At 53.9% G+C, this 19,329-nt stretch carries 18 protein-coding genes; all 18 read right to left on the bottom strand.

What is annotated here, in order from left to right:
* Nucleotides 1–14 precede the first annotated feature (14 nt).
* Nucleotides 15–1,016 (bottom strand): rod shape-determining protein, encoded by a 1,002-nt coding sequence (gene mreB, locus MYS68_RS30430; RefSeq protein WP_248929392.1) that lies wholly within the window; start codon nucleotides 1,014–1,016, stop codon nucleotides 15–17.
* 179 nt (nucleotides 1,017–1,195) lie between these two features.
* Entirely contained in the window at nucleotides 1,196–1,483 is a 288-nt protein-coding gene (spoIIID, locus tag MYS68_RS30425; protein ID WP_248929391.1) for a sporulation transcriptional regulator SpoIIID, read from the bottom strand.
* Nucleotides 1,484–1,674: 191 nt separating this feature from the next.
* A complete protein-coding gene (locus MYS68_RS30420) occupies nucleotides 1,675–2,403 on the bottom strand; it encodes a M23 family metallopeptidase (protein ID WP_248929390.1) in 729 nt (242 codons plus the stop codon).
* Nucleotides 2,404–2,534: 131 nt separating this feature from the next.
* Nucleotides 2,535–3,566, bottom strand: a complete 1,032-nt coding sequence (spoIID, locus tag MYS68_RS30415) for a stage II sporulation protein D (RefSeq protein WP_248929389.1) — start codon at nucleotides 3,564–3,566, stop codon at nucleotides 2,535–2,537.
* A gap of 139 nt (nucleotides 3,567–3,705) precedes the next feature.
* Nucleotides 3,706–5,022, bottom strand: coding sequence for a UDP-N-acetylglucosamine 1-carboxyvinyltransferase (murA, locus tag MYS68_RS30410; protein WP_248929388.1), 1,317 nt, complete (start codon nucleotides 5,020–5,022; stop codon nucleotides 3,706–3,708).
* 202 nt (nucleotides 5,023–5,224) lie between these two features.
* Nucleotides 5,225–5,473 (bottom strand): DUF1146 domain-containing protein, encoded by a 249-nt coding sequence (locus MYS68_RS30405; protein WP_248929387.1) that lies wholly within the window; start codon nucleotides 5,471–5,473, stop codon nucleotides 5,225–5,227.
* Nucleotides 5,474–5,505: 32 nt separating this feature from the next.
* Nucleotides 5,506–8,052: a S8 family serine peptidase gene (locus MYS68_RS30400; RefSeq protein WP_248929386.1), complete on the bottom strand. Its 2,547-nt coding sequence runs from the start codon at nucleotides 8,050–8,052 to the stop codon at nucleotides 5,506–5,508.
* A 543-nt stretch (nucleotides 8,053–8,595) separates the two neighbouring features.
* On the bottom strand, nucleotides 8,596–10,116 hold the full coding sequence (locus MYS68_RS30395) for an NADH-quinone oxidoreductase subunit N (protein ID WP_248929385.1): 1,521 nt from the start codon (nucleotides 10,114–10,116) through the stop codon (nucleotides 8,596–8,598).
* Nucleotides 10,117–10,119: 3 nt separating this feature from the next.
* On the bottom strand, nucleotides 10,120–11,763 hold the full coding sequence (locus MYS68_RS30390) for a complex I subunit 4 family protein (RefSeq protein ID WP_248929384.1): 1,644 nt from the start codon (nucleotides 11,761–11,763) through the stop codon (nucleotides 10,120–10,122).
* Nucleotides 11,753–13,636, bottom strand: coding sequence for an NADH-quinone oxidoreductase subunit L (gene nuoL / locus MYS68_RS30385; protein WP_248929383.1), 1,884 nt, complete (start codon nucleotides 13,634–13,636; stop codon nucleotides 11,753–11,755). Before nuoL ends, MYS68_RS30390 begins: the two co-directional genes overlap by 11 nt.
* 50 nt (nucleotides 13,637–13,686) lie before the next feature.
* Entirely contained in the window at nucleotides 13,687–13,998 is a 312-nt protein-coding gene (gene nuoK, locus MYS68_RS30380) for an NADH-quinone oxidoreductase subunit NuoK (RefSeq protein WP_248929382.1), read from the bottom strand.
* A gap of 2 nt (nucleotides 13,999–14,000) precedes the next feature.
* Complete coding sequence (locus tag MYS68_RS30375) at nucleotides 14,001–14,534, bottom strand: NADH-quinone oxidoreductase subunit J (protein ID WP_248929381.1); 534 nt, start codon at nucleotides 14,532–14,534, stop codon at nucleotides 14,001–14,003.
* Nucleotides 14,527–14,979: an NADH-quinone oxidoreductase subunit NuoI gene (nuoI, locus tag MYS68_RS30370; protein WP_248929380.1), complete on the bottom strand. Its 453-nt coding sequence runs from the start codon at nucleotides 14,977–14,979 to the stop codon at nucleotides 14,527–14,529. Before nuoI ends, MYS68_RS30375 begins: the two co-directional genes overlap by 8 nt.
* A gap of 22 nt (nucleotides 14,980–15,001) precedes the next feature.
* Nucleotides 15,002–16,012 carry an NADH-quinone oxidoreductase subunit NuoH gene (gene nuoH, locus MYS68_RS30365; protein ID WP_275983557.1) on the bottom strand — a complete coding sequence of 337 codons (1,011 nt, stop codon included), beginning with the start codon at nucleotides 16,010–16,012 and terminating at the stop codon, nucleotides 15,002–15,004.
* On the bottom strand, nucleotides 16,012–17,118 hold the full coding sequence (locus tag MYS68_RS30360) for an NADH-quinone oxidoreductase subunit D (protein ID WP_248929379.1): 1,107 nt from the start codon (nucleotides 17,116–17,118) through the stop codon (nucleotides 16,012–16,014). The genes nuoH and MYS68_RS30360 overlap by 1 nt, the downstream gene beginning before the upstream one ends.
* Before the next feature lie 3 nt (nucleotides 17,119–17,121).
* Nucleotides 17,122–18,225: an NADH-quinone oxidoreductase subunit C gene (locus MYS68_RS30355; protein WP_248929378.1), complete on the bottom strand. Its 1,104-nt coding sequence runs from the start codon at nucleotides 18,223–18,225 to the stop codon at nucleotides 17,122–17,124.
* Complete coding sequence (locus MYS68_RS30350; protein ID WP_248929377.1) at nucleotides 18,222–18,740, bottom strand: NuoB/complex I 20 kDa subunit family protein; 519 nt, start codon at nucleotides 18,738–18,740, stop codon at nucleotides 18,222–18,224. The genes MYS68_RS30355 and MYS68_RS30350 overlap by 4 nt, the downstream gene beginning before the upstream one ends.
* Nucleotides 18,725–19,090, bottom strand: coding sequence for an NADH-quinone oxidoreductase subunit A (locus MYS68_RS30345; protein WP_248929376.1), 366 nt, complete (start codon nucleotides 19,088–19,090; stop codon nucleotides 18,725–18,727). The genes MYS68_RS30350 and MYS68_RS30345 overlap by 16 nt, the downstream gene beginning before the upstream one ends.
* Nucleotides 19,091–19,329 lie beyond the last annotated feature (239 nt).

The following is a 19,329-nucleotide window of genomic DNA, read 5'->3' as shown; positions in this document are numbered from 1 at the left end:
TCCCTTCCTTCGAATCAGCTGTATTTCCGTTTCGATACTTTATCCAGGTTATCGAGCATGATGCCTGTCCCTTTAACGACACAGCTCATAGGGTTGTCCGCCACAAGCACGGGCACCTTCAATTCGTCGGCGAGCAGCTGGTCAATGCCGTGCAGCATCGCACCTCCGCCGGTCAAAATAACTCCGCGGTCGATAATATCGGCGGACAATTCGGGAGGAGTCCTCTCCAGCACCGTTTTGGCGGCGGTGACAATAGAAGCCACCGGCTCCCACAAAGCCTCCTGCACTTCATTCGAATGGATGGAGATCGTCAGCGGAAGCCCGCTTACCATGTCGCGTCCGCGAATGTCCATCGTTTCATTGCGTCCGTCCGGATATACCGTCCCGATTTTGATTTTGATATCTTCCGAAGTCCGTTCGCCGATAAGCAGCTTGTACTTCGTTTTAATATATTTCATGATCGCCGCGTCGAACTTGTCCCCCGCGACTTTGAGCGAAGAGGACGTCACGATGTCGCCCATCGACAATACCGCAACGTCCGTCGTGCCTCCGCCGATATCGACGACCATGTTCCCGCTCGGCTGAAAAATATCCATGCCCGCGCCGATCGCAGCCGCCTTCGGCTCCTCCTCCAGAAATACTTCCCGTGCACCGCAGCGCTCTGCAGCCTCGCGGATCGCTTTTTGTTCCACGGAAGTGATGTTGGTGGGAGCGCAGATCAGAATGCGCGGGTGGCTGTACCACCTTTTGCCGCCCACTTTGTTGATAAAATATTTAAGCATCATTTCGGTGATTTCGAAATCGGCAATCACGCCATCCTTCAGCGGTCTGATGGCGACGATGTTGCCCGGCGTCCGCCCTACCATCCGGCGGGCTTCTTCGCCAACGGCCAGTACCCGCTTCGTATCGCTCTCGATGGCGACTACCGACGGCTCATCCAAGACGACGCCTCGTCCTTTTACGTGAATCAGGACGTTCGCCGTCCCCAGATCGATGCCAATATCCTTGCTAAGCATGTGAATGTATCCTCCCTAAACCAACCGTCCGTCCAATACTGAAGCGGTACTTTCTTTCATTATAATATACATAAGGTACATTCGCTAGATAAACGAAAATTCCTTTTTCGAAATGCGGAATTTAGGGCAACTTGACTCAGGAAATAATTGGTTTGGGAGGACTCTTCAGGAAACGACGGTTACTTCACCGTTACGAGTTTATCGGAAGCTTTGGGGCTTCTGGTCTTTCGGTATTTGATCTTCGTCGCCTCGCCCCCCCGGAGATGCCGGATGGACTTGTGATATTCCAAAATATGCTTGACCTGATTGGCCAGCTCCGGATTGATTTCCGGCAGCCGCTCGGTCAAATCCTTGTGCACTGTGCTTTTGGAAACGCCGAATTCCTTCGCGATCGTGCGGACCGTATGCTTGGTTTCGACAAGGCATCGACCGATCTTGATAGTCCGCTCTTTGATGTAATCGTGCACTCCCCTCGCCTCCCTACTCATGTTAATTGGTACATTATATTGAGGGGGCAAACCATATATTCTACGTAGCCAAGCCTGACAAGCCGATTTGCGAATAATTATTTTCATTTTCGGGGGCAAAACCCGCAGAAAAACAAAAAAGCAGCAAGGAAATCCCTGCTGCTGAAGCATGTTAAGCTAACGCGTTAATCTTATTGCTCCGGGAAAAACTGCTCCGGATTAAGGGCCGGACCGCCTTGGCCTTGACGCACTTCGAAATGAAGATGAACGCCTTCGTCTTTCTCCATTTCGCTGCGGCCGGCTTGGGCGATGACTTCGCCTTTTTTCACCTGCTGGTCTTTGACGACCTTGACGTCCGCGAGGCTTTGGTACACGGTTACGAGCCCGTTCGAATGGGTAATTTCCACGAGGTTGCCGACGACCGGATTTTTCTCCACGGCCGTTACTTTGCCGCTCATCGCCGCCAAAACGTCAAACGGCTGCTTGTCGTTTCTTGCGTAGTCGATGCCTACATGCGGAGTAAACGTATCCCCGTATTCGACCATAGCCGCTTGTCTAACCTCGTTGGATGCTTTGCTGTCAAAGTAATGCATGACCACTTCCAGTTCGTTTCGGTCCTTGAAAGGCCAGGACATCGTTTCGGCCGGAGAATTGACGGCAACGGCATCGGGCCCCGATACGTTGTCGGTGACCGTTTGTTTCGACGAATCCAAGCCGACTTGCGTATTATCGGCGATTTTGGACTTGCCGGAATCCTGGTACACCCACATTAACGTTAAGATGATTGCCGCTGCTGCCATGTAGGTTGCCGGGAATACCCATTTCTTAGCGAGCAGTCTCTTCCACGCGTTAGTTTGCGCCCCTTGGGTAGTATTAGGAGCTTCTTCTTTGGTCTTCAAATCTTGTTTTTGATCATTCATTCTATCATCACCTCATTAAGCCATTGTTGCCGGATTATGGGCTTTTATACGTGAGGTGACGCTAGTTTTTGCAAAAAAATTGATAGCATTGATAAAATATGTCGCCTATGGGGAATACCGGCCGAAGCCTATTATTTCTTGGGAAATAGTACGGAACTGTGAGAGAGTTCAATTCCGGTATAGTAATGTTTGACGATATCCTCCGCTTTGCTGCCCTCCTTCGCCATTCCGTTCGCCCCCCACTGGCTCATCCCGACCCCGTGCCCGTAACCGTATGTCGTAAATACGAGATCGCTGCCTTTTACGGTCCATTCGAACCCGGAGGAGTTTAGTCCGAGTTTTTCCCGCACTTCGCGGCCGGAAAAAACTTTGCCGCCGATCGACAGAGTCTTGATCCGCTGACCCTTCGTTTTTTCCAGCACGCGAATGCCGGCCGATTTCGTGCTGACCGGAACAATCGAGCCAAGTCCGAGTTTGCGCTGCACATCCTTGATCGGGATCGACACCGTTTCTTTAAAACGCGGCGACAGCTTCCGGTCCCACGGGCTCTCCACGCTCCGCAAATATGGAATATATTGCCCCCAATAATCCTCGGCATTTTCCGTATATCCGTTGCTGGTGGAAAAAAACGTCGCATTGATCGGCTGGCCCTGATACGTCAATATGATGTCCTCCGTTTCCCGAACGGCCCTGACCAGTTTGTCCATATTCACCTCATACTGCGGGCCCCACCGCTCCTTCAGCTCCTCATCGGTCACATATGCCTGATGGGCGATCGTATCGGTCACAAGCGCATCTTTGACCGGGACGTTGCTCGCATCCTGCTCGCTCATCCGCCGGATAATGTAAGTGCGGGCCGCCATCGCCTGAGCTTTCAACGCTTCGGGTTCGAATTCGATCGGCATCTCTGCGGCCAGTACGCCCTTCACATACTGCTCCAGACCGATCTGCTCCGTTCTTTGCTGTTTCGTCATGTAGACCGGAACCATCACTTGCTTGTCCGCTTGTTTATCGCCGCCTTGGGACAACCCGGCGGATTCGGCCCCCGCTTGATTCGGCAAGCCGCGTTTTACTAGAATCGCCGGCACCAGCATGATGGTGACAAGCAGACTGGCGAGACAGATGCCCACCCAGATTGCAATACTTCGCTTACGTTGTTTCATGCCGGCTCCTCCGTCTTTCATGGCTGGGATACCTCCATCTTATGAACGGAAAAGATAGAATAGAACAAAGAAAGAGACGGCCCCTTTCTTTGGTAAAAGAAGGTTCCGTCTCTATGACTCATAACCTGGTATTGCCGGTTTATGCCCATGTAGGCTGTACGGCGAACAGTCCGACTTCGGGCTGCTCCTGCCGGACTTCCAGCGGGAGCCGCTCAATATCGGCGCCGACGAGCCGCAGCTTCTGGGCGATATCGACGTACCCGCGGTCAATGTGGTGAACGCCGGTAATTTCGGTTTCCCCTTCGGCGGCAAGCGCCGCCAAAATGAGCGCCGCTCCCGCCCTCAGGTCGGTCGCGCAAACTTTGGCGCCCCGCAGCTTAGCCCCGCCGCTGACGACGGCGGTGCGCCCATCCACTTTGATCTGCGCGCTCATATTAACAAATTCTTCGACGTGCATGAAACGGTTTTCGAATACCGTTTCGGTAACCAGACTCGTGCCGTCGGCTACCAGCAGCAGCGCCATCATCTGCGACTGCATGTCGGTCGGGAAACCGGGGTACGGCAGCGTCTTTACATCGACCGCTTTCAGCGGCCGGTCGGTATAAACCCGAAGCCCGTTCTCGTCTTCGTCGATCTGCACGCCCATCTCCTGCATTTTCGAGATAACCGGCCGCAAATGGTCGGCAATCGCGCCTTCAATGAATAAATCGCTGCCGGTAATGGCGGCGGCAATCATATATGTACCCGCTTCAATGCGGTCCGGAATGACGGTATGTACAGCGCCCGTAAGCTTGTCTACGCCATCGATGCGGATGATGCCGGTGCCGGCTCCGCGGATTTTGGCCCCCATCGCGTTCAAATAATTCGCAAGGTCGACGATTTCCGGCTCGCGCGCCGCGTTCTCAATGATCGTCGTGCCTTCCGCCAGGGTGGCGGCCATCATAATATTTTCGGTCGCGCCGACACTTGCCACATCCAAATACACTTTGGCCCCTTTCAGCCGTCCGTGAACACGGGCTTCGATGAAGCCTTGCCCGAGCTCAATCTCGGCTCCCATCGCTTCAAAGCCCTTTAAATGCTGGTCGATAGGCCTGGTGCCGATTGCACAGCCGCCGGGAAGCGAGATGCGGGCTTGACCCATGCGGGCGAGAAGCGGCCCCATGACGAGAAAGGAAGCCCGCATTTTGCGCACCAGCTCGTAGGATGCTTCGCAAGTTGCGATGCGCTCCGCGCCGATGCGCACCGTTTCGTTTGTATATTCGACATCGATGCCGAGACTTTCCAACACTTTGTTAATGACAATCACATCGTCTAGGGGAGGCGCATCGTGAATGACACTGATGCCTTCGGACCCCAGGATAGAGGCTGCGATAATCGGCAGAACGGCGTTTTTGGCGCCGTGAATCTTGACCTTGCCGGATAATCTTTTGCCGCCGCGGACGATAATTTTGCTCATCTTGGTCCCTCCGCGTTCTTCGTATAGAAGCTGATTGCTCTCGCTTTTATGGTTCGAGGCCACATCATAGTGTAGCATCGAAGCGCCTTTCGCACAATGCCCTTTTTGAGAGCTACGATACTGTTCGTAAGGCCGCTTCGGTTTCACACGGTTGTACTATCCATTGTTGACAAAATGCGCTAATGTTATTCGAAGGAAAACGTTAGAACATCTCGTGAAGCCAGGTGGACCAGTGAAAATATTCGATGATAAATCGGGCCACCAGCGAACCGAGAGCGACCGAGAGAAAGATTTGGAGCAGCTTCGCGGCGGCGCTTTTCGGACGGCGCAGCAGCATATCGAAGCGAAACTCCTGCAGCCCCCACCACGACAAGCCGATGCATACGATCACGACAAAAATATTGATCAGCCCGCTGAGCCCCAGCGACGCGTTATACGGATCCGTCTCCATCTCCGTGCCCCCTCCTCATTAGCAAACCCAACTTAGTTTAGCACGCTTTCCAGCATCGTGACAAACTGCGCCCGGGTAGCCGGTTGCTCCGGCCTGAAGGTGCCGTCCGGAAAACCGGATATCCAGCCTTCGGCCTTCATTTGCTTCAGCAAACCGATTCCCCAATACTCATCGTCAACATCGGAAAAAGGCGATACTCCCCGCTGTTTGCCGGTAATCTTCATTGCTCTGGCCACCATCGCCGTCATCTCCATCCGGGTTACCGGTTGATCCGGAGCAAACGAACCGTCCGGGTAACCGTCGACGATTCCTGCCTGCGCAGCTTTCGCAACAAAGGAATAAGCCCAGTGGCTAAACTTCAGATCGGTATAGCGGACAGCACGCTCCTTGGCCAGCTTAAACGCGCGCACAATGATCGCAGCGGCCTCTGCGCGCGTGATCGTTTTGTCCGGCAGGAATAGATATCCCCCGTACCCGTCGATGATCCCGCGCTGAGCTGCCTGTACGATATCGTTTGCCGCCCAATGGCCGTAAATATCGGTAAACCCGCCGACGAGCGGCTTTACCTTCGCCTCAAATCCGTACATCGAAGTATCGAACGGCTCGCTGGACGTCAATTTAACGTAGTAGGTGCCCGGCGGCAATCGCCGCTGCAACACGACTTCCCTTTGAGAGTACCCGCTCTCGGTTGACCGCAGCTGCTTAAGGCCGGAATCATACTCGGCCATCGTCATGCTCACACCTTCCGGGATACCGGTAAGCCGCAGCTCTGCGATGCTTTCGGCATCCACTTTCAGCAGGAACCAGTCCGCATCCCCTTCTCTGCCGATAACGCCTTCGTATAGGCTGTCCGAACGAATCGCCGTTGCCTGATAAGGCTTGTCGTTCGGCTCATTCGGATCGATCATCTTCGCTTCATATTCGAACCCTAGCGTATATTCGCCAACCACCGGATACGAATAATCCTTTATATTGTTTACCCGTATATAATAATCGCCGGGAAACACAGAAATCGCGGTTGTGCTTTCGCCGGCTCCGTCGCCGCCCTGGTCGATCGTCGTTCCTTTTTCGCCGGTTTTTTGGATAAACAGCACAGGGTCCATTCTCGCCGTATCTACGGACAATTTGACACGCAGCGTGCCCGACTGCCGGACAGGAAGCATATACCAATCCTGGTCGTTTTGTTGATGGAACGTCCCCGTTATGGTCTGACTCCGCACGGGAAGCACAAACGCTTTATATTGACGGTCGTTATCTTCAAACTCATCTCTGTAGATTTGAAAAGAAGTCGTCAGCCGGTAAGGGGTCTTGACCTTGGCCGATCTGTCCTTGAGCTGAAGCTGGATGTAGTTCGTTCCCTTCAGTACGGGTACGGTTAGCGTATTCCCCGCACCCAGCGTATAGCTTTGAAACGTGCCGTCGGCATTAAAATGATTTACCGTCACGGGGAAACCCGGGCCCATTTGCAGCGACAGCTGCATGCTGCCGTTATATGGGGCGTTCAGAGCGTACCAGTCTGCATCGTCTCCCCCTGTAAACACGGCGCTGACCATCTTGCTTATCGAGATCGCCTTCGCCTGATCTTTCCGGTTGTTCGGCTCGTACATATCCTCAAGATACGGTTCGTTCATCACCCGGTCGGCTCTCAGCAGACCGTATCCGACCGACTCGCTCCAGCCTTTGCCGCTTAAATCCTCGGCCGTTTGCCGGATCAAGCTGCGAATTTCGTACGGTTTCATCCAGGGATATTTCGCCCATGCAAGCGCTGCGACAGCAGCCACTTGAGGCGCGGCCATCGACGTCCCCTCCTGGTAGCCGTAGTCCCCGCCGATCGCCGTTGTAAATACATCCCACGGAGCGACCACATCGATTTCCGGGCCCGTATTCGAACGCTCGGCCGCTTGTTTATCGGCGCTCATGCCGCCTACGGCAAGGACGGTCGGGTAAGCAGCCGGATATTTGACCCGGTTGCCTTCGTTTCCTGTGGCTGCGACGAGCAGCACGTCGTGATCTTCCGCATACTGCACGATTTCGCTCATATAGCTGGAATATTTATTTAAACCAAGCGATAGTACCACGATTTTCGCTCCGTGATCCACCGCATATTTGATGCCCTCGCCGAGCTTCGCCTCCCCGCCGGTGCCGTCTCCTTCGAGCGCTTTGATCGGCATCAGCTTCGCCTTCCACAGTATGCCCGCGACCCCGCGATCATTGTTGGCTACTGCGGCGATGACGCCGGCCACGTTGGTGCCATGCCCGTTGTCGTCCTGGGGCGGCAATTCCGGGTTAATCAGATTGACCCCATCGACCAAATTCGGAATGAGATCTTTATGGGAAAGATCGACACCGGTATCGACCATCGCTATGACCATCGCGTTGTTGCCGGTCGCCTGGTTCCATGCTTCCTCGATATGAATCGATTGCAAATACGTTTGCTTCTCGATCAAAGGGTCCGTCGCCGCCGCGGCGATGCGCACCGGCTGCGGTCCTTCCGCATTTGCCGCCGGCGGATTCGCCGCGAGAGCGCTTATTCCTATAAGGCTGGCTGCCGTTATATAAATCGTCGTTTGTTTTAGCATAGGATGAGTTCCTTTTTTCCGTCTTATGCAATCTTTACATAATTCGATAAAGGGCTCTTGTATCCCTGCTTGTTTTTTGAAAAAATGGTTGCCTAAATATGGGACACCCTTGTTCCCTAAATAGGGACGCCCCCACAAAACCAGGGCCACCCCCTAAATAATCGATCACCCCCTAATTCCCCCTAAAGGGGGACCCCAGGCGCTCGGGCGCCCTGGACCCGCCTGGTTTGAGGGAGTGCTCGCTTCTAGTTCGCGTCTGTCAGGCATGGATTTTTTACCTTTGGGTAAAAAATCCTATGCCTGACACGCTACACTTTGGGAGCAAAGACGCCGGGAGAGGCTACGTGCCCCGGGTTCGCGTTTGTCCCGCCATGGTTTTGCTGGCACAAAACCTATGGCGGACACGCTCTACCTTTAGCTGCAGGGAGCCACTTTTTAGATACTTCTACAAACTAAAAAAAACCTCATCTTTCAAGGAAATCCCCCGAGAGATGAGGTTCGTCTTAAACAGCCAACCTAAACCACTTCATTGACCTGCAATGACTACTTCAGCATAAACAAATCTTGCTGCAGCGTAAACACCTTTTCGATGCCGGCGAGCACCCCTTGCGGGTAAAAGCCCATCACAAGCGTGGCTGCTACGCAGATCCATAAGGTGATGGAAAGCGGCATGCTGGTTCGCACTTCCCGGGCTTCGTAATCGCTGCGCATGAACATTTGCCGGATGAAGCCGAAGTAATAGTAGAACGAAACGACGCTGGTTCCAATCATGACGGCCGAAAGCCAGTAATGATGCGTCTGCATTGAACCGAGCATGATGTACAGCTTGCCGAAAAAGCCGCCCGTCATCGGCAATCCTGCCAGAGACAAGATGATGACCACGGTCGCGATCGCTGTGCCCGGGGCGCGGAAGTACAGCCCCGCAAGTCCGCTCAGCTCTTCTTCGCCCGTTGAGCGCTCGAGAATCATCAGCACCGCAAAGGCGCCGATATTCATAAACAGATACGCCAGCAGGTAAAAGATCAGCTCATCGAAGTTCGTATAATGCGTCAGCGAGAATTGCACTGCAATCGGCACGAGCAAATATCCGGTATTGGCGACGCCGGAATAGGCGAGCAGCCGCTTGAGCTGCTTCTGGCGCAGCGCGATGAAATTCCCTAAGATCATCGCGATCGCAGCGAGCGTCATCAGCGCCGTCAACACGTCCTGATGGAACGGAGTATCCATCACCGGGCCGATCGCGAATACGCCGTACATGATGCGGAACACAATCGCAAAGCTCGCCGCCTTCGAGACGACCGCGAGGAATGCAGTGATCGGCGTCGACGCTCCTTGGTACACGTCAGGGGCCCACGTATGAAACGGCGCCGCTGCAATTTTGAAGCCAAACCCGGCCAGCAGCAGGAAAAACGCCAAGTACACGATCGCGCCCATGGAAGTCAGCGCCTCACCCAAAGCCGAGTTGATCTCCGAAATCGCCGTCGATCCCGACAATCCGTACAAAAACGACATGCCGTATAAAATGATGGCTGACGAAATTCCGCCGAGCACAATATATTTGAACGCACCTTCGTTCGAGAGCGTGTTCTTTTTTCTCATCGCTACCAAAATGTACGAGGTGATGCTGAGCAGCTCGAGGCCTACGTACAGCGTAATCAAATCGCCCGAAGAGGCCATGATCATGCCGCCGAGCGTCGCCGGAAGGAGCAGGTAATAAAACTCGCCAACGTGTACGCGAGGGATGTCCTCTTCCTTCATCGATCCGATGCTCATAAATGTAATCAAAGCCGCCCCTGTCAGCAGCACAAGTTTAAAAATATTCGCGAAGTCGTCGATCCGGTAGCTTAAGCCGAGCAGCTGCTTGGGTTCCGACGGTCCAAGCCCCGCAACGACAAAGGCGGCCGAGACGATCAATGAGATAAGCGAGAACCAGCCGAAAACCGTGCGGTTTTTCGACTCAGGCAGCATCAGATCGAGGAGAGCCATGACAACGGCCGCTATGACCAGTGTAAGCTCGGGCCCGAGAAAGGCCAGATCCGTAACCTGCAGTCGTAGTTGTTCCATCGTCTAACCCCCCATCTTCGTCGTGATGCTTTGCAAAAATTGATCCATTCCGGATACCGTCGGGTGCAGCGGATTGCTGAGTACGTACGGGTAGATCCCGAGGACGACGATAAACGCCACCAGGGCGATCATCGGTACCGCTTCAATCAGCCGGGCATCGCGAATGCCGCTGTACTTCTCTTTGGCCGGACCGTAAGATATGCCGAGCACCCCGCGCAGCACGTAAACGGCGGTGAAAATAATGCCGAGCGCACCGACGACCGTAATGATTTTGGCTGTTTTGAACAATCCGAGAAAGGCCAGAAATTCGCTGATGAAGCCGGACAATCCCGGAAGTCCTAGAGAAGCCATACCCGCCGTAAGCAGGATGCCGCTGATGAACGGAATCGACGATGCAAGGCCTCCCAGCTCATCCAGCATCGTTGTCTGCGTCCGTTCATAGATACTGCCGACGAGCAGAAACATCAGCGCCGAGATCAAACCGTGCGAGACCAGCTGGAAAATCGCTCCCTCAATGCCGATGGCGTTAAACGCAGCCAAACCGAGAAGCACGATGCCCATATGGCTGATACTCGAGTAAGCCAACACGAGTTTGAAGTCCTTTTGCACAAAAGCGAGAATGGCACCGTACAAAATGTTGATCACTCCCAGCACGGCGAGCACGGTCGCCCACTGGGCCGCCTGCTGCGGAAACAGCATGACGCCGAAGCGGATCAGGCCGTAAGCGCCCATTTTAAGCAAAATGCCGGAGTGAATCATGACAATCGAAGGAGGCGCTTCCGTATGCACCTTGAGCATCCACGTATGGAACGGGAAGATCGGCAGCTTGATGCCGAAAGCGACCAGAAGCATAATGAACAGCGTCCATTTCATCGCCGAGTCCAGAAGGAACGGATTGTTCGGTATGTCGCTCTGGTTGACGTAGGCGTTCGCATTTTGGAACAGATTATGTACGATCGTTTCCACATCACCGGAAAAATAAATCGAAACGTTATTTCCGTTCACGACCTGGTTAAATCCAGCCGTACTGATCAAGATCAGAAACGCGATCAGCATGATCGCCGAGCCGAGGCCGTTGTAAACCAGGAACGTGTTGGCCGCCTTCTCCCGGTTCATGTACCCCCATATGCCGACGAGGAAGAACATCGGAATGAGCGTTACCTCAAAGAAAATGAAGAACAGCAGCAAATCCTGGGCCATAAAGACCCCGAACATTCCCAGCTCCAGCAGCAAAAACAGGATGTAGTACGTTTTCCACCGTTTTTTGATATAAACCGAAGCCAGCGCCGCCATCGACGAGACAAACGCGGTCAGAAATACAAGCGGAAGCGATACGCCGTCGATGCCCATATTGTATCTGACCTCGAAATAAAAGGAAGAAAGTTGGTTCGATCCGTCCGGGTTTTGGAACGTTTCCCGGTTCAGCGGAATTTGCAGCCAATTCACCGTCTCCTTGTACTGAGTGCCCTCGTATTGACGGTTAAAGTCGGCATACAGCCAGCCGGAGAGCAGCAGCGGGATCAACGTCGCAATAATCGCAACCGTTTTGATCCAGCGGCCCTGGTCCTTCGGAATGAAGGCGAGCACGATAATTCCGAGCAGCGGTGAAAAGGCGATCAGCGAAAGTATGGGAAAACTATCCGGCATTGATGAACCTCCTTCCCGCCAAAGCCAGGATCAGGATAACAAATCCGAGCAGCGTCGCAAGACCGTACGTCTGCACTTGCCCGTTTTGCAGCCTCGTCCCGAGCCGCCCGATACCGACGACGCAATAGGAGGACAACCTGACGAGCCCATCCACGACGTACCGGTCGAACAGCTCCAGCAAGATGCCGATTCCTTTCAATCCCTGCACAAATATGCCGTTATAAATTTCATCGATGTAATATTTGCGGTTCAGCAGCTTATAGAGCCAAGGCGCTTTCGCTGATACCGCATCCCTCGGAATCGACTGTTTCACATAGATGAGATAGCCGAGTCCGATGCCGAGGAGTCCGACCACATTGGACAAAATAACGACGATCCAATTCGTTTCTTCGTGCGCCGCGCTCCCGGTCAGCCATTCGCCGAGCCAAGGATTAAACGGCGTGAAGACGAAGCCGGCGACCACCGCAAGAACGGCAAGCACAACGAGCGGGAACGTCATCGACGCCGGCGATTCGTGGGCGTGCGCATCCCCGCGCGGCTTGCCGGCAAACACCAGGAAAAACAGTCTGGACATGTAAAATGCCGTGAAAAACGCCGCGATCAAGCCGACCCAGAAAAGCGCGGCATTATGATCGTAAGCTTCAGCCAAAATCGCATCCTTCGACCAAAAGCCCGAAAGCGGGAAAATCCCAGACAATGCCAATGTGCCGATGGCAAACGTCCACGTTGTGATTTTCATCTTTTTGCCGAGGCCGCCCATTTCGTTGATGTCCTGCGTATGTACGGCGTGAATGACGCTGCCCGCCCCAAGGAACAGCAGCGCTTTGAAAAATGCGTGGGTAAACAGATGGAAGATGCCTGCCGTGTAGGCGATCGTCGTTCCGATCCCGAGCGCCATCATCATATAGCCGAGCTGGCTGACGGTTGAATACGCGAGAATGCGCTTGATGTCGTTTTGCGCGATGCCGATCGTTGCCGCAAAAATCGCGGTGAACGCACCGATCGCCGCTACAACGCCCAGAGCAACCGGCGATGCCTGAAAAATATCGAAAGTGCGAGCGACCAGATAGACGCCGGCGGCAACCATCGTCGCCGCGTGGATAAGCGCACTGATCGGCGTCGGGCCTTCCATCGCGTCCGGAAGCCAGGTATGCAGCGGGAACTGGCCGGACTTGCCGACTGCTCCGACGAAGATAAGAATCGCGATCCAGGTTGCGACATCCCCCTCGATTTTGCCGCCGCTGAAGGCGTTATGGATCGAACTGAAATCAAGTGCATGGTTCGGCATCGCCCAATAGAGCAGCAAAATCGCGATAAACAAACCGACATCGCCGATCCGCGTGACGATAAAGGCCTTTTTCGCAGCGGCTCTCGCCTCCGGCTTGAAATACCAGAATCCGACGAGCAGGAACGAACAAACGCCTACCAGCTCCCAGAAAATATACGTTTCCACGAGATTTTCCGAAAGGACCAGACCGAGCATCGAGAACGTAAACAGCGCGATATATGCGAAAAACACGTTAATCCGTTCGTCCCCGTGCATGTAGCCTTTCGAGTAGACGTTCACCAGAAAGCTCACCAGCGTCACAATGACAAGCATGAGCGCGTTCAGGTTCGTCACTTCGAAGCCCATATTCAGCGAAAAATCGCCGATTTTGATCCACGTCAGCTTGTTCCAGGTGTAATCCTCCACCGATCCGCCGATCCGCTCGATAAAAATGAGCAGCGAAAGGACGAATGAGGCGAATACGGCAACGATGCTGATGTAGGCTCCCGCATCCTTCAGCTGCCGCCCGACGGCGGTCAAAATCAGAAACGACAGCAGCGGAAACAGCGGGATAAGCCATGCGTACTGTGAGTATGCCGAGATCATGTTTTCCCTCCTAAAAGTTTTCCGTAGGAAAACTTGCTTCGAAAGCATCCTTAGTGCTTCATCTGATCCATTTCGTTCACATCGGTGGTGCCTTTGTTCCGGTACCAAGCGATCAAAATCGCAATGCCGACAGCCGCTTCCGCCGCCGCCACGGTAATGTTAAACAGCGAAAATATTTGTCCGGTGAGCGACGGATGCGCGCCCAATTTGGAAAAAGCGACGAGATTCAGGTTGACCGCATTCAGCATAAGCTCGATGGACAGCAGCACGATGACGGCATTTTTTTTCGATAACGCCCCGTACAAGCCGATGCAAAACAAAATCGCGGCAAGCGTCAAATACGGTGTAACGAGTCCAGCCATCGTCAATCCTCCTCCCGCTTCGCCACGATGATGGCTCCGATAAATGCGACCGTCAGAAGCACGGACATGATTTCGAACGGAATGGCGTACTGATTCATCAGCAGCTTGCCGATCTCGAGCGTGTTATCGCTGCCCGCCTGGAATTGCCCCGGCATGAACTCCGCTTTCTGAATCGCGTAAAAAATGATGCCGAACAGCGCCAACACGCCGATTCCAAGCAGTGCGTTATGAGTCGGACGCTTCGGTTCGGTCTCTTCCTCCTGATGTTTGGTCATCATGATTCCGAAAATCATCAGAATGGAAATCGCTCCGGCATAAATGAGCACCTGCACGAAAGCGACGAACTCCGCGTCGAGTAATACGTAAAGCCCGGCCAAGCTGATGAACGTCAAGGCCAGCGCAAGCACCATATGTACGACGCGGGGCAAGCTGATCATAAAGATCGCTCCCCCGATGGCCAGCAGCGCACAGATGAAAAATACGATGCTTTCGCCGCTGCTGAAAAAGCTGACGATATTGCCCAGGAAATTAGGCATCTTTTTTGGCCCCTCCTTTTGGAAGCGCCGAGTTGTTTTCCTGACGAATGTTTTTGTTGTTCTCGTTCAGCCACTCGAGATTTTTGAACAAATCGTCGCGGCTGTAAGTGCTGAGCTCAAAATTATTCGTCATGACAATCGCTTCGGTCGGACAAACTTCCGTGCATAAATCGCACAAAATGCAAATTTCGAAGTTGATATCGTACGTGTCGATGACCTTGCCCTTTTTCTCCGGGTCCGGATTCGGTTTACCGGTGAGCGTAATGCATTCGGTCGGGCAAATACGGGCGCACTGGTTGCAGACGATGCATTTTTCCGGGTCGAAATGCTGAATGCCGCGAAAGCGGTCCGGCATCTCCAGCGGCACATCCGGATACGCGTATGTGACTTTTTTCTCGGTCATGGCCTTCAAGGTAACGCCCAAGCCTTTGACTATGCCCTTCATCGTTGCTTCACCCTTTCCGGCGTCATTTCATGAAAATGGTTGTATATATCGACGTGATCACCACATTGACCAGAGCCAACGGAAGCAGCACTCTCCAGCCGAGGCCCATCAGCTGATCGACCCTTACCCGCGGCAATGTGGCGCGAATCCAAAACAAGCAGAAGACGATAAAGCAAAACTTGATCAGGAACCAGATGATTCCCGGGATAAACTCGAGGAACGTAAACGGCGCATGCCATCCGCCCAGGAACAACACCGTCGTCAGCGAAGCAATAGCGAACACATAGACGTATTCCGCCAGCATGAAAAAGGCGAAGCGAAATCCGCTGTACTCGACGTGATAACCGGCAACAAGCTCCGATTCCGCTTCGGGCAGGTCAAAGGGCGTCCGATTCAGCTCGGAAATCGCGGCGACAACGAATACGACAAAACCGATGATTTGCGGCAGAAAGTTCCAATGCCAGAATCCGCCCTGCTGGCTCTCCACAATAATGCGTAGATTCATGCTGCCGGCCGTCATAATGACGCCGACCACCGAGATGACAAGCGGAATTTCGTAACTGATCATCTGAGCCGCAGACCGCATGCCGCCGAGCAGAGCGTATTTGTTGTTCGAAGCCCAGCCCCCGAGCACGATGCCGATCGTCGAAATACCGGACAGCGCCACATAATACAGAATACCGACATTCAAATCCGCGGCCATGATCGTCTTCGTAAACGGAATGGCGGCGATGACGGCGAACGACGGGATAAACGTAATGACCGGAGCCAGGATGAACAGCTCGCGGTCCGCCTTTTTCGGAATCGTATCTTCCTTAATAAGCAGCTTCAGCACGTCGGCTACGGATTGCAGCAATCCGAGAGGGCCAACGCGGTTCGGTCCGATCCGCAGCTGCATCCAGCCGATGACTTTGCGCTCGAAATAGATCGCGTATGTCACGAAGCCGAGCACGATGAGCAGCATCAGCACTCCCCAGGCGAAAAAGATCGCAAAGTTCGCAAACGTCAATTGCTGCTGCAGTATATCCAGCATCAGGCGTCGACCTCCCCTACCACGATATCGATACCGCCCAAAATGGTAATCAAATTCGTCATCGTCTCGCCGACGAGCAGCTTGGGCAATATTTGCAGGTTCACAAACGAAGGACGGCGGAATTTCAGGCGGTACGGCTTATCTTTGCCTTTGGACACGATGTAGCAGCCGATTTCCCCGCGCGGCGACTCGATCCCTGCGTACACCTCGCCTTCCGGCACACGCAGCACCCGCGGCACCTTGCCCATAATTTCGCCTTCGGCCGGGAACTGCTCTACCGCTTGTTCGAGAATGCGCAGCGATTGGCGGATCTCCTCAAGCCGAATCAGGTAACGGTCGTGACAATCGCCGTTGTGCGTTACCGGCACGTCAAACTCGAATCGATTATACAAGCTGTACGGCTGGTCTTTGCGCAAATCCCACTTCACCCCGGTGCAGCGCAGGTTAGCGCCGCTGAGGCCGTAATTGATCGCCGTTTCCGCATCGTATTTCCCGATGCCTTTGATCCGCGCCAAAAAGATTTCGTTGCCGCTGACCAGCTCATGATATTGCTCCAGCTTTCCTTTCATATACGGAACAAACTTGCGCACCTTGTCGATCCAGCCTTCCGGCGCATCCCACTTGACGCCGCCGACCCTCATGTAGTTGTACGTCAACCGCGCTCCGCACAATTCGTTAAACAGGTTGATGATGATTTCCCTGTCGCGGAATGCAAACAAAAACGGGCTCATCGCCCCGATATCCAGCAAATACGTGCCCCACCATACCATATGGCTCGCAATGCGCTGAAGTTCCATCACGATCAGCCGCAAAAAATCGGCTCTTTCCGGAATTTCGATCTGCATCAGCTTTTCCACGGCGTGGCAAAGGACATAGTTGTTCGTCATCGCCGATACATAGTCCATCCGGTCGGTGTAGGGAATAATTTGCGTATAAGTCAGGTTTTCCGCCAGCTTCTCGGTTCCCCGGTGCAGATAACCCATCACGGGAATCGCTTCGGTAATCGTTTCCCCGTCCAATTTCACGATAATGCGAAATACGCCGTGGGTACTCGGGTGCTGCGGGCCTACATTCAGCAGCAGTTCTTCGGTTCTGATCGCAGACATGCGTTACACCTCCGGGTCAATCGCTTCATAATCTTTGCGCAGCGGATGGCCGACCCAATCGTCCGGCATCATGATCCGCCTTAAATCCGGATGACCCGGGAAGTCAATGCCGAGCAAGTCGTAAATTTCGCGCTCGTTCCAATTCGCCGTCGCCCAAATCGGCGTTACCGACGGAATCGAAGGCGTTTCGCGGTTTGTTTTTACTTTAACGCAAAATTCGTTGTTCGTTTTCAGCGACAGCAGGTGATAGACCGCTTCCAAATGCGTTTCCATATCGGAACCCGCTACATTGCGCAAATAATCGAGCTGGAATTCTTCGTGATTTTTGAGCACCTTCGCGCATGCGGTCCAACGATCTGCATGGATAATGAGATAAGGCCTGTGGCCGTCTTTCTCGTTTATAAAAGCTTCCGTCACCGCGTCTTCGCCCACTTGCTCCTTCAAAATTTGCACCGCGCGGTCAAGCAGCGGCTGCTTCGGCGAAGGCTCCTTCGGCGCCGCATCCTCGGCGGCATCCGTCTTCTGCGCGCGCGCGCTGGCTCGAGCGGCTCTCGCTTCCGCGGCAGCCTTGGCTTTCGCTTCCTTCTCCGCATCGCTCGACCCTTCCGGCTCCGCCGCAGGCGCGCCTTCAGCAGCTTCCGTCTTCTGCGCGCGCGCGTTGGCTCGAGCGGCTCTCGCTTCCGCAGCGGCCTTGGCCTTCGCTTCCTTCTCCGCATCGCTCGGCCCTTTCAGCTCCGCCGCGGGAGCGTCCGACGGCTCGGCCGTTGTCTGCTTGGCGGTATCCGCCGCTTGCTTTGCAGCCGCTTCCGCCTGCTGCTCCGGCGTCGCCGCGCCGATCTTGTCCGGCAGGTCCGCCGCATTGCCAACCTGCTTCGCCGCGTCGGCGAGCGTCTCGGCGGAGCCGGGCCCCTCCGGCTTCCCCTGCGGGCCTTCCGGCGTAACCGGCCGCTGCGTCTGCTCCACTACTTGCGTTTCTGCGGTTTGCTCCGCTTTCACCGCCTGCTCTTGAGCAGCCTCGGGCTGCTTCTCCGGAGTCGCTTCGGAGTTGCTTGCAAGTGTCCCCTGCTCTTCGCTTAGCTTTTTATCTTCTTTCGGTTGATCGCTCATCGATTGGTCACCCGCTTACCGGTTTTCGCTTCGTAACGAATTTTTTCCTGCAGCTTGTTGATTCCGTAAATGAGCGCCGCCGGATTCGGCGGGCAGCCCGGAATATAAACGTCGACCGGTACGATCTGATCGACTCCTTTTACAACCGCATAAGACTTGACGTATGGCCCTCCCGCCGTTGCGCAGGAGCCCATCGCGATAACCCACTTCGGCTCCGGCATTTGATCGTACAGGCGGCGCAGCAGCGGAGCCATCTTTTTCGTAACGGTCCCCGCCACAATCATGACGTCGGACTGGCGCGGAGACGTGCGGAAAATAACGCCAAAGCGGTCCAAATCATAATGCGATGCGCCTGTTCCCATCATTTCAATCGCGCAGCAGGCGAGTCCGAATGTAAGCGGCCACAATGAATTGCTTCGCGCCCAAGCCTTCAGCTGCTCCAGGGTGGTCATGAACACGTTGCGGTCCAGCTCTTGTTTTTCCTCGGGGGAGATCGACTCTAGATTGAAGTCCATTGCAGCACCTTCTTTTTCCAGGCGTAAATTAATCCGACGGCCAGCAGGCCGACAAAAATGAACATCTCCACAAGCGCAAACAAGCCTAATTGCTTATAAGCAACGGCCCACGGATACAGAAAAACAGTCTCGACGTCAAAAATAACGAACATCAGGGCAAACAGATAATAACGGACGTTAAACCGCACCTGCCCCGTACCGACCGGTTCGTTCCCGCTCTCGTAGGTCGTGTATTTGGCATCCAAAGGCTTATTCGGACGCAAAAACCTTCCGATTGTAAGCGCTGCAATTGGAAGCAACACGCCAAGGGCAAGAAAGATCGCGACAACCACATAGTTGTTCATGTACATTGTGAACGAACCGCCTCCTGCTTATATGGTTTTGTAGATGTAGCTAACGTTGATCAGACAAGCTTGATAAAAAAAGCGATCTTACCAGATGGATAAGATTGGCTGTAAGGCACCTAGACAATTATATCAAAAGGGCTCAGGGGTGTCTAATGAAACATTCTTTCAATGTAAGGGGTTACTTAATCATTTTTTTCTAAAAAGGGTTTGTTCATACATTGGTGGCCCCCCTAAATCGCAGG

The sequence above is a fragment of the Paenibacillus hamazuiensis genome (genome assembly GCF_023276405.1).
GTDB classification, from domain to species: domain Bacteria; phylum Bacillota; class Bacilli; order Paenibacillales; family NBRC-103111; genus Paenibacillus_AF; species Paenibacillus_AF hamazuiensis.
Note: the sequence above shows the minus strand (reverse complement) of the source record. Positions and strands in the feature narration are given on the sequence as shown.

What these genes read in the sequence shown, in the direction of transcription:
- MYS68_RS30390 (WP_248929384.1), bottom strand. Translation starts at nt 11,763, where the DNA reads ATGCCGGATAGTTTTCCCATACTTTCGCTGATCGCCTTTTCACCGCTG.
- murA (WP_248929388.1), bottom strand. Translation starts at nt 5,022, where the DNA reads ATGAGCAAAATTATCGTCCGCGGCGGCAAAAGATTATCCGGCAAGGTC.
- MYS68_RS30350 (WP_248929377.1), bottom strand. Translation starts at nt 18,740, where the DNA reads ATGGACTTCAATCTAGAGTCGATCTCCCCCGAGGAAAAACAAGAGCTG.
- MYS68_RS30355 (WP_248929378.1), bottom strand. Translation starts at nt 18,225, where the DNA reads ATGAGCGATCAACCGAAAGAAGATAAAAAGCTAAGCGAAGAGCAGGGG.
- nuoH (WP_275983557.1), bottom strand. Translation starts at nt 16,012, where the DNA reads ATGCTGGATATACTGCAGCAGCAATTGACGTTTGCGAACTTTGCGATC.
- MYS68_RS30360 (WP_248929379.1), bottom strand. Translation starts at nt 17,118, where the DNA reads ATGTCTGCGATCAGAACCGAAGAACTGCTGCTGAATGTAGGCCCGCAG.
- MYS68_RS30375 (WP_248929381.1), bottom strand. Translation starts at nt 14,534, where the DNA reads ATGCCTAATTTCCTGGGCAATATCGTCAGCTTTTTCAGCAGCGGCGAA.
- nuoL (WP_248929383.1), bottom strand. Translation starts at nt 13,636, where the DNA reads ATGATCTCGGCATACTCACAGTACGCATGGCTTATCCCGCTGTTTCCG.
- mreB (WP_248929392.1), bottom strand. Translation starts at nt 1,016, where the DNA reads ATGCTTAGCAAGGATATTGGCATCGATCTGGGGACGGCGAACGTCCTG.
- MYS68_RS30400 (WP_248929386.1), bottom strand. Translation starts at nt 8,052, where the DNA reads ATGCTAAAACAAACGACGATTTATATAACGGCAGCCAGCCTTATAGGA.
- nuoK (WP_248929382.1), bottom strand. Translation starts at nt 13,998, where the DNA reads ATGGCTGGACTCGTTACACCGTATTTGACGCTTGCCGCGATTTTGTTT.
- spoIID (WP_248929389.1), bottom strand. Translation starts at nt 3,566, where the DNA reads ATGAAACAACGTAAGCGAAGTATTGCAATCTGGGTGGGCATCTGTCTC.
- MYS68_RS30395 (WP_248929385.1), bottom strand. Translation starts at nt 10,116, where the DNA reads ATGGAACAACTACGACTGCAGGTTACGGATCTGGCCTTTCTCGGGCCC.
- MYS68_RS30420 (WP_248929390.1), bottom strand. Translation starts at nt 2,403, where the DNA reads ATGAATGATCAAAAACAAGATTTGAAGACCAAAGAAGAAGCTCCTAAT.
- MYS68_RS30405 (WP_248929387.1), bottom strand. Translation starts at nt 5,473, where the DNA reads ATGGAGACGGATCCGTATAACGCGTCGCTGGGGCTCAGCGGGCTGATC.
- MYS68_RS30345 (WP_248929376.1), bottom strand. Translation starts at nt 19,090, where the DNA reads ATGTACATGAACAACTATGTGGTTGTCGCGATCTTTCTTGCCCTTGGC.
- nuoI (WP_248929380.1), bottom strand. Translation starts at nt 14,979, where the DNA reads ATGAAGGGCATAGTCAAAGGCTTGGGCGTTACCTTGAAGGCCATGACC.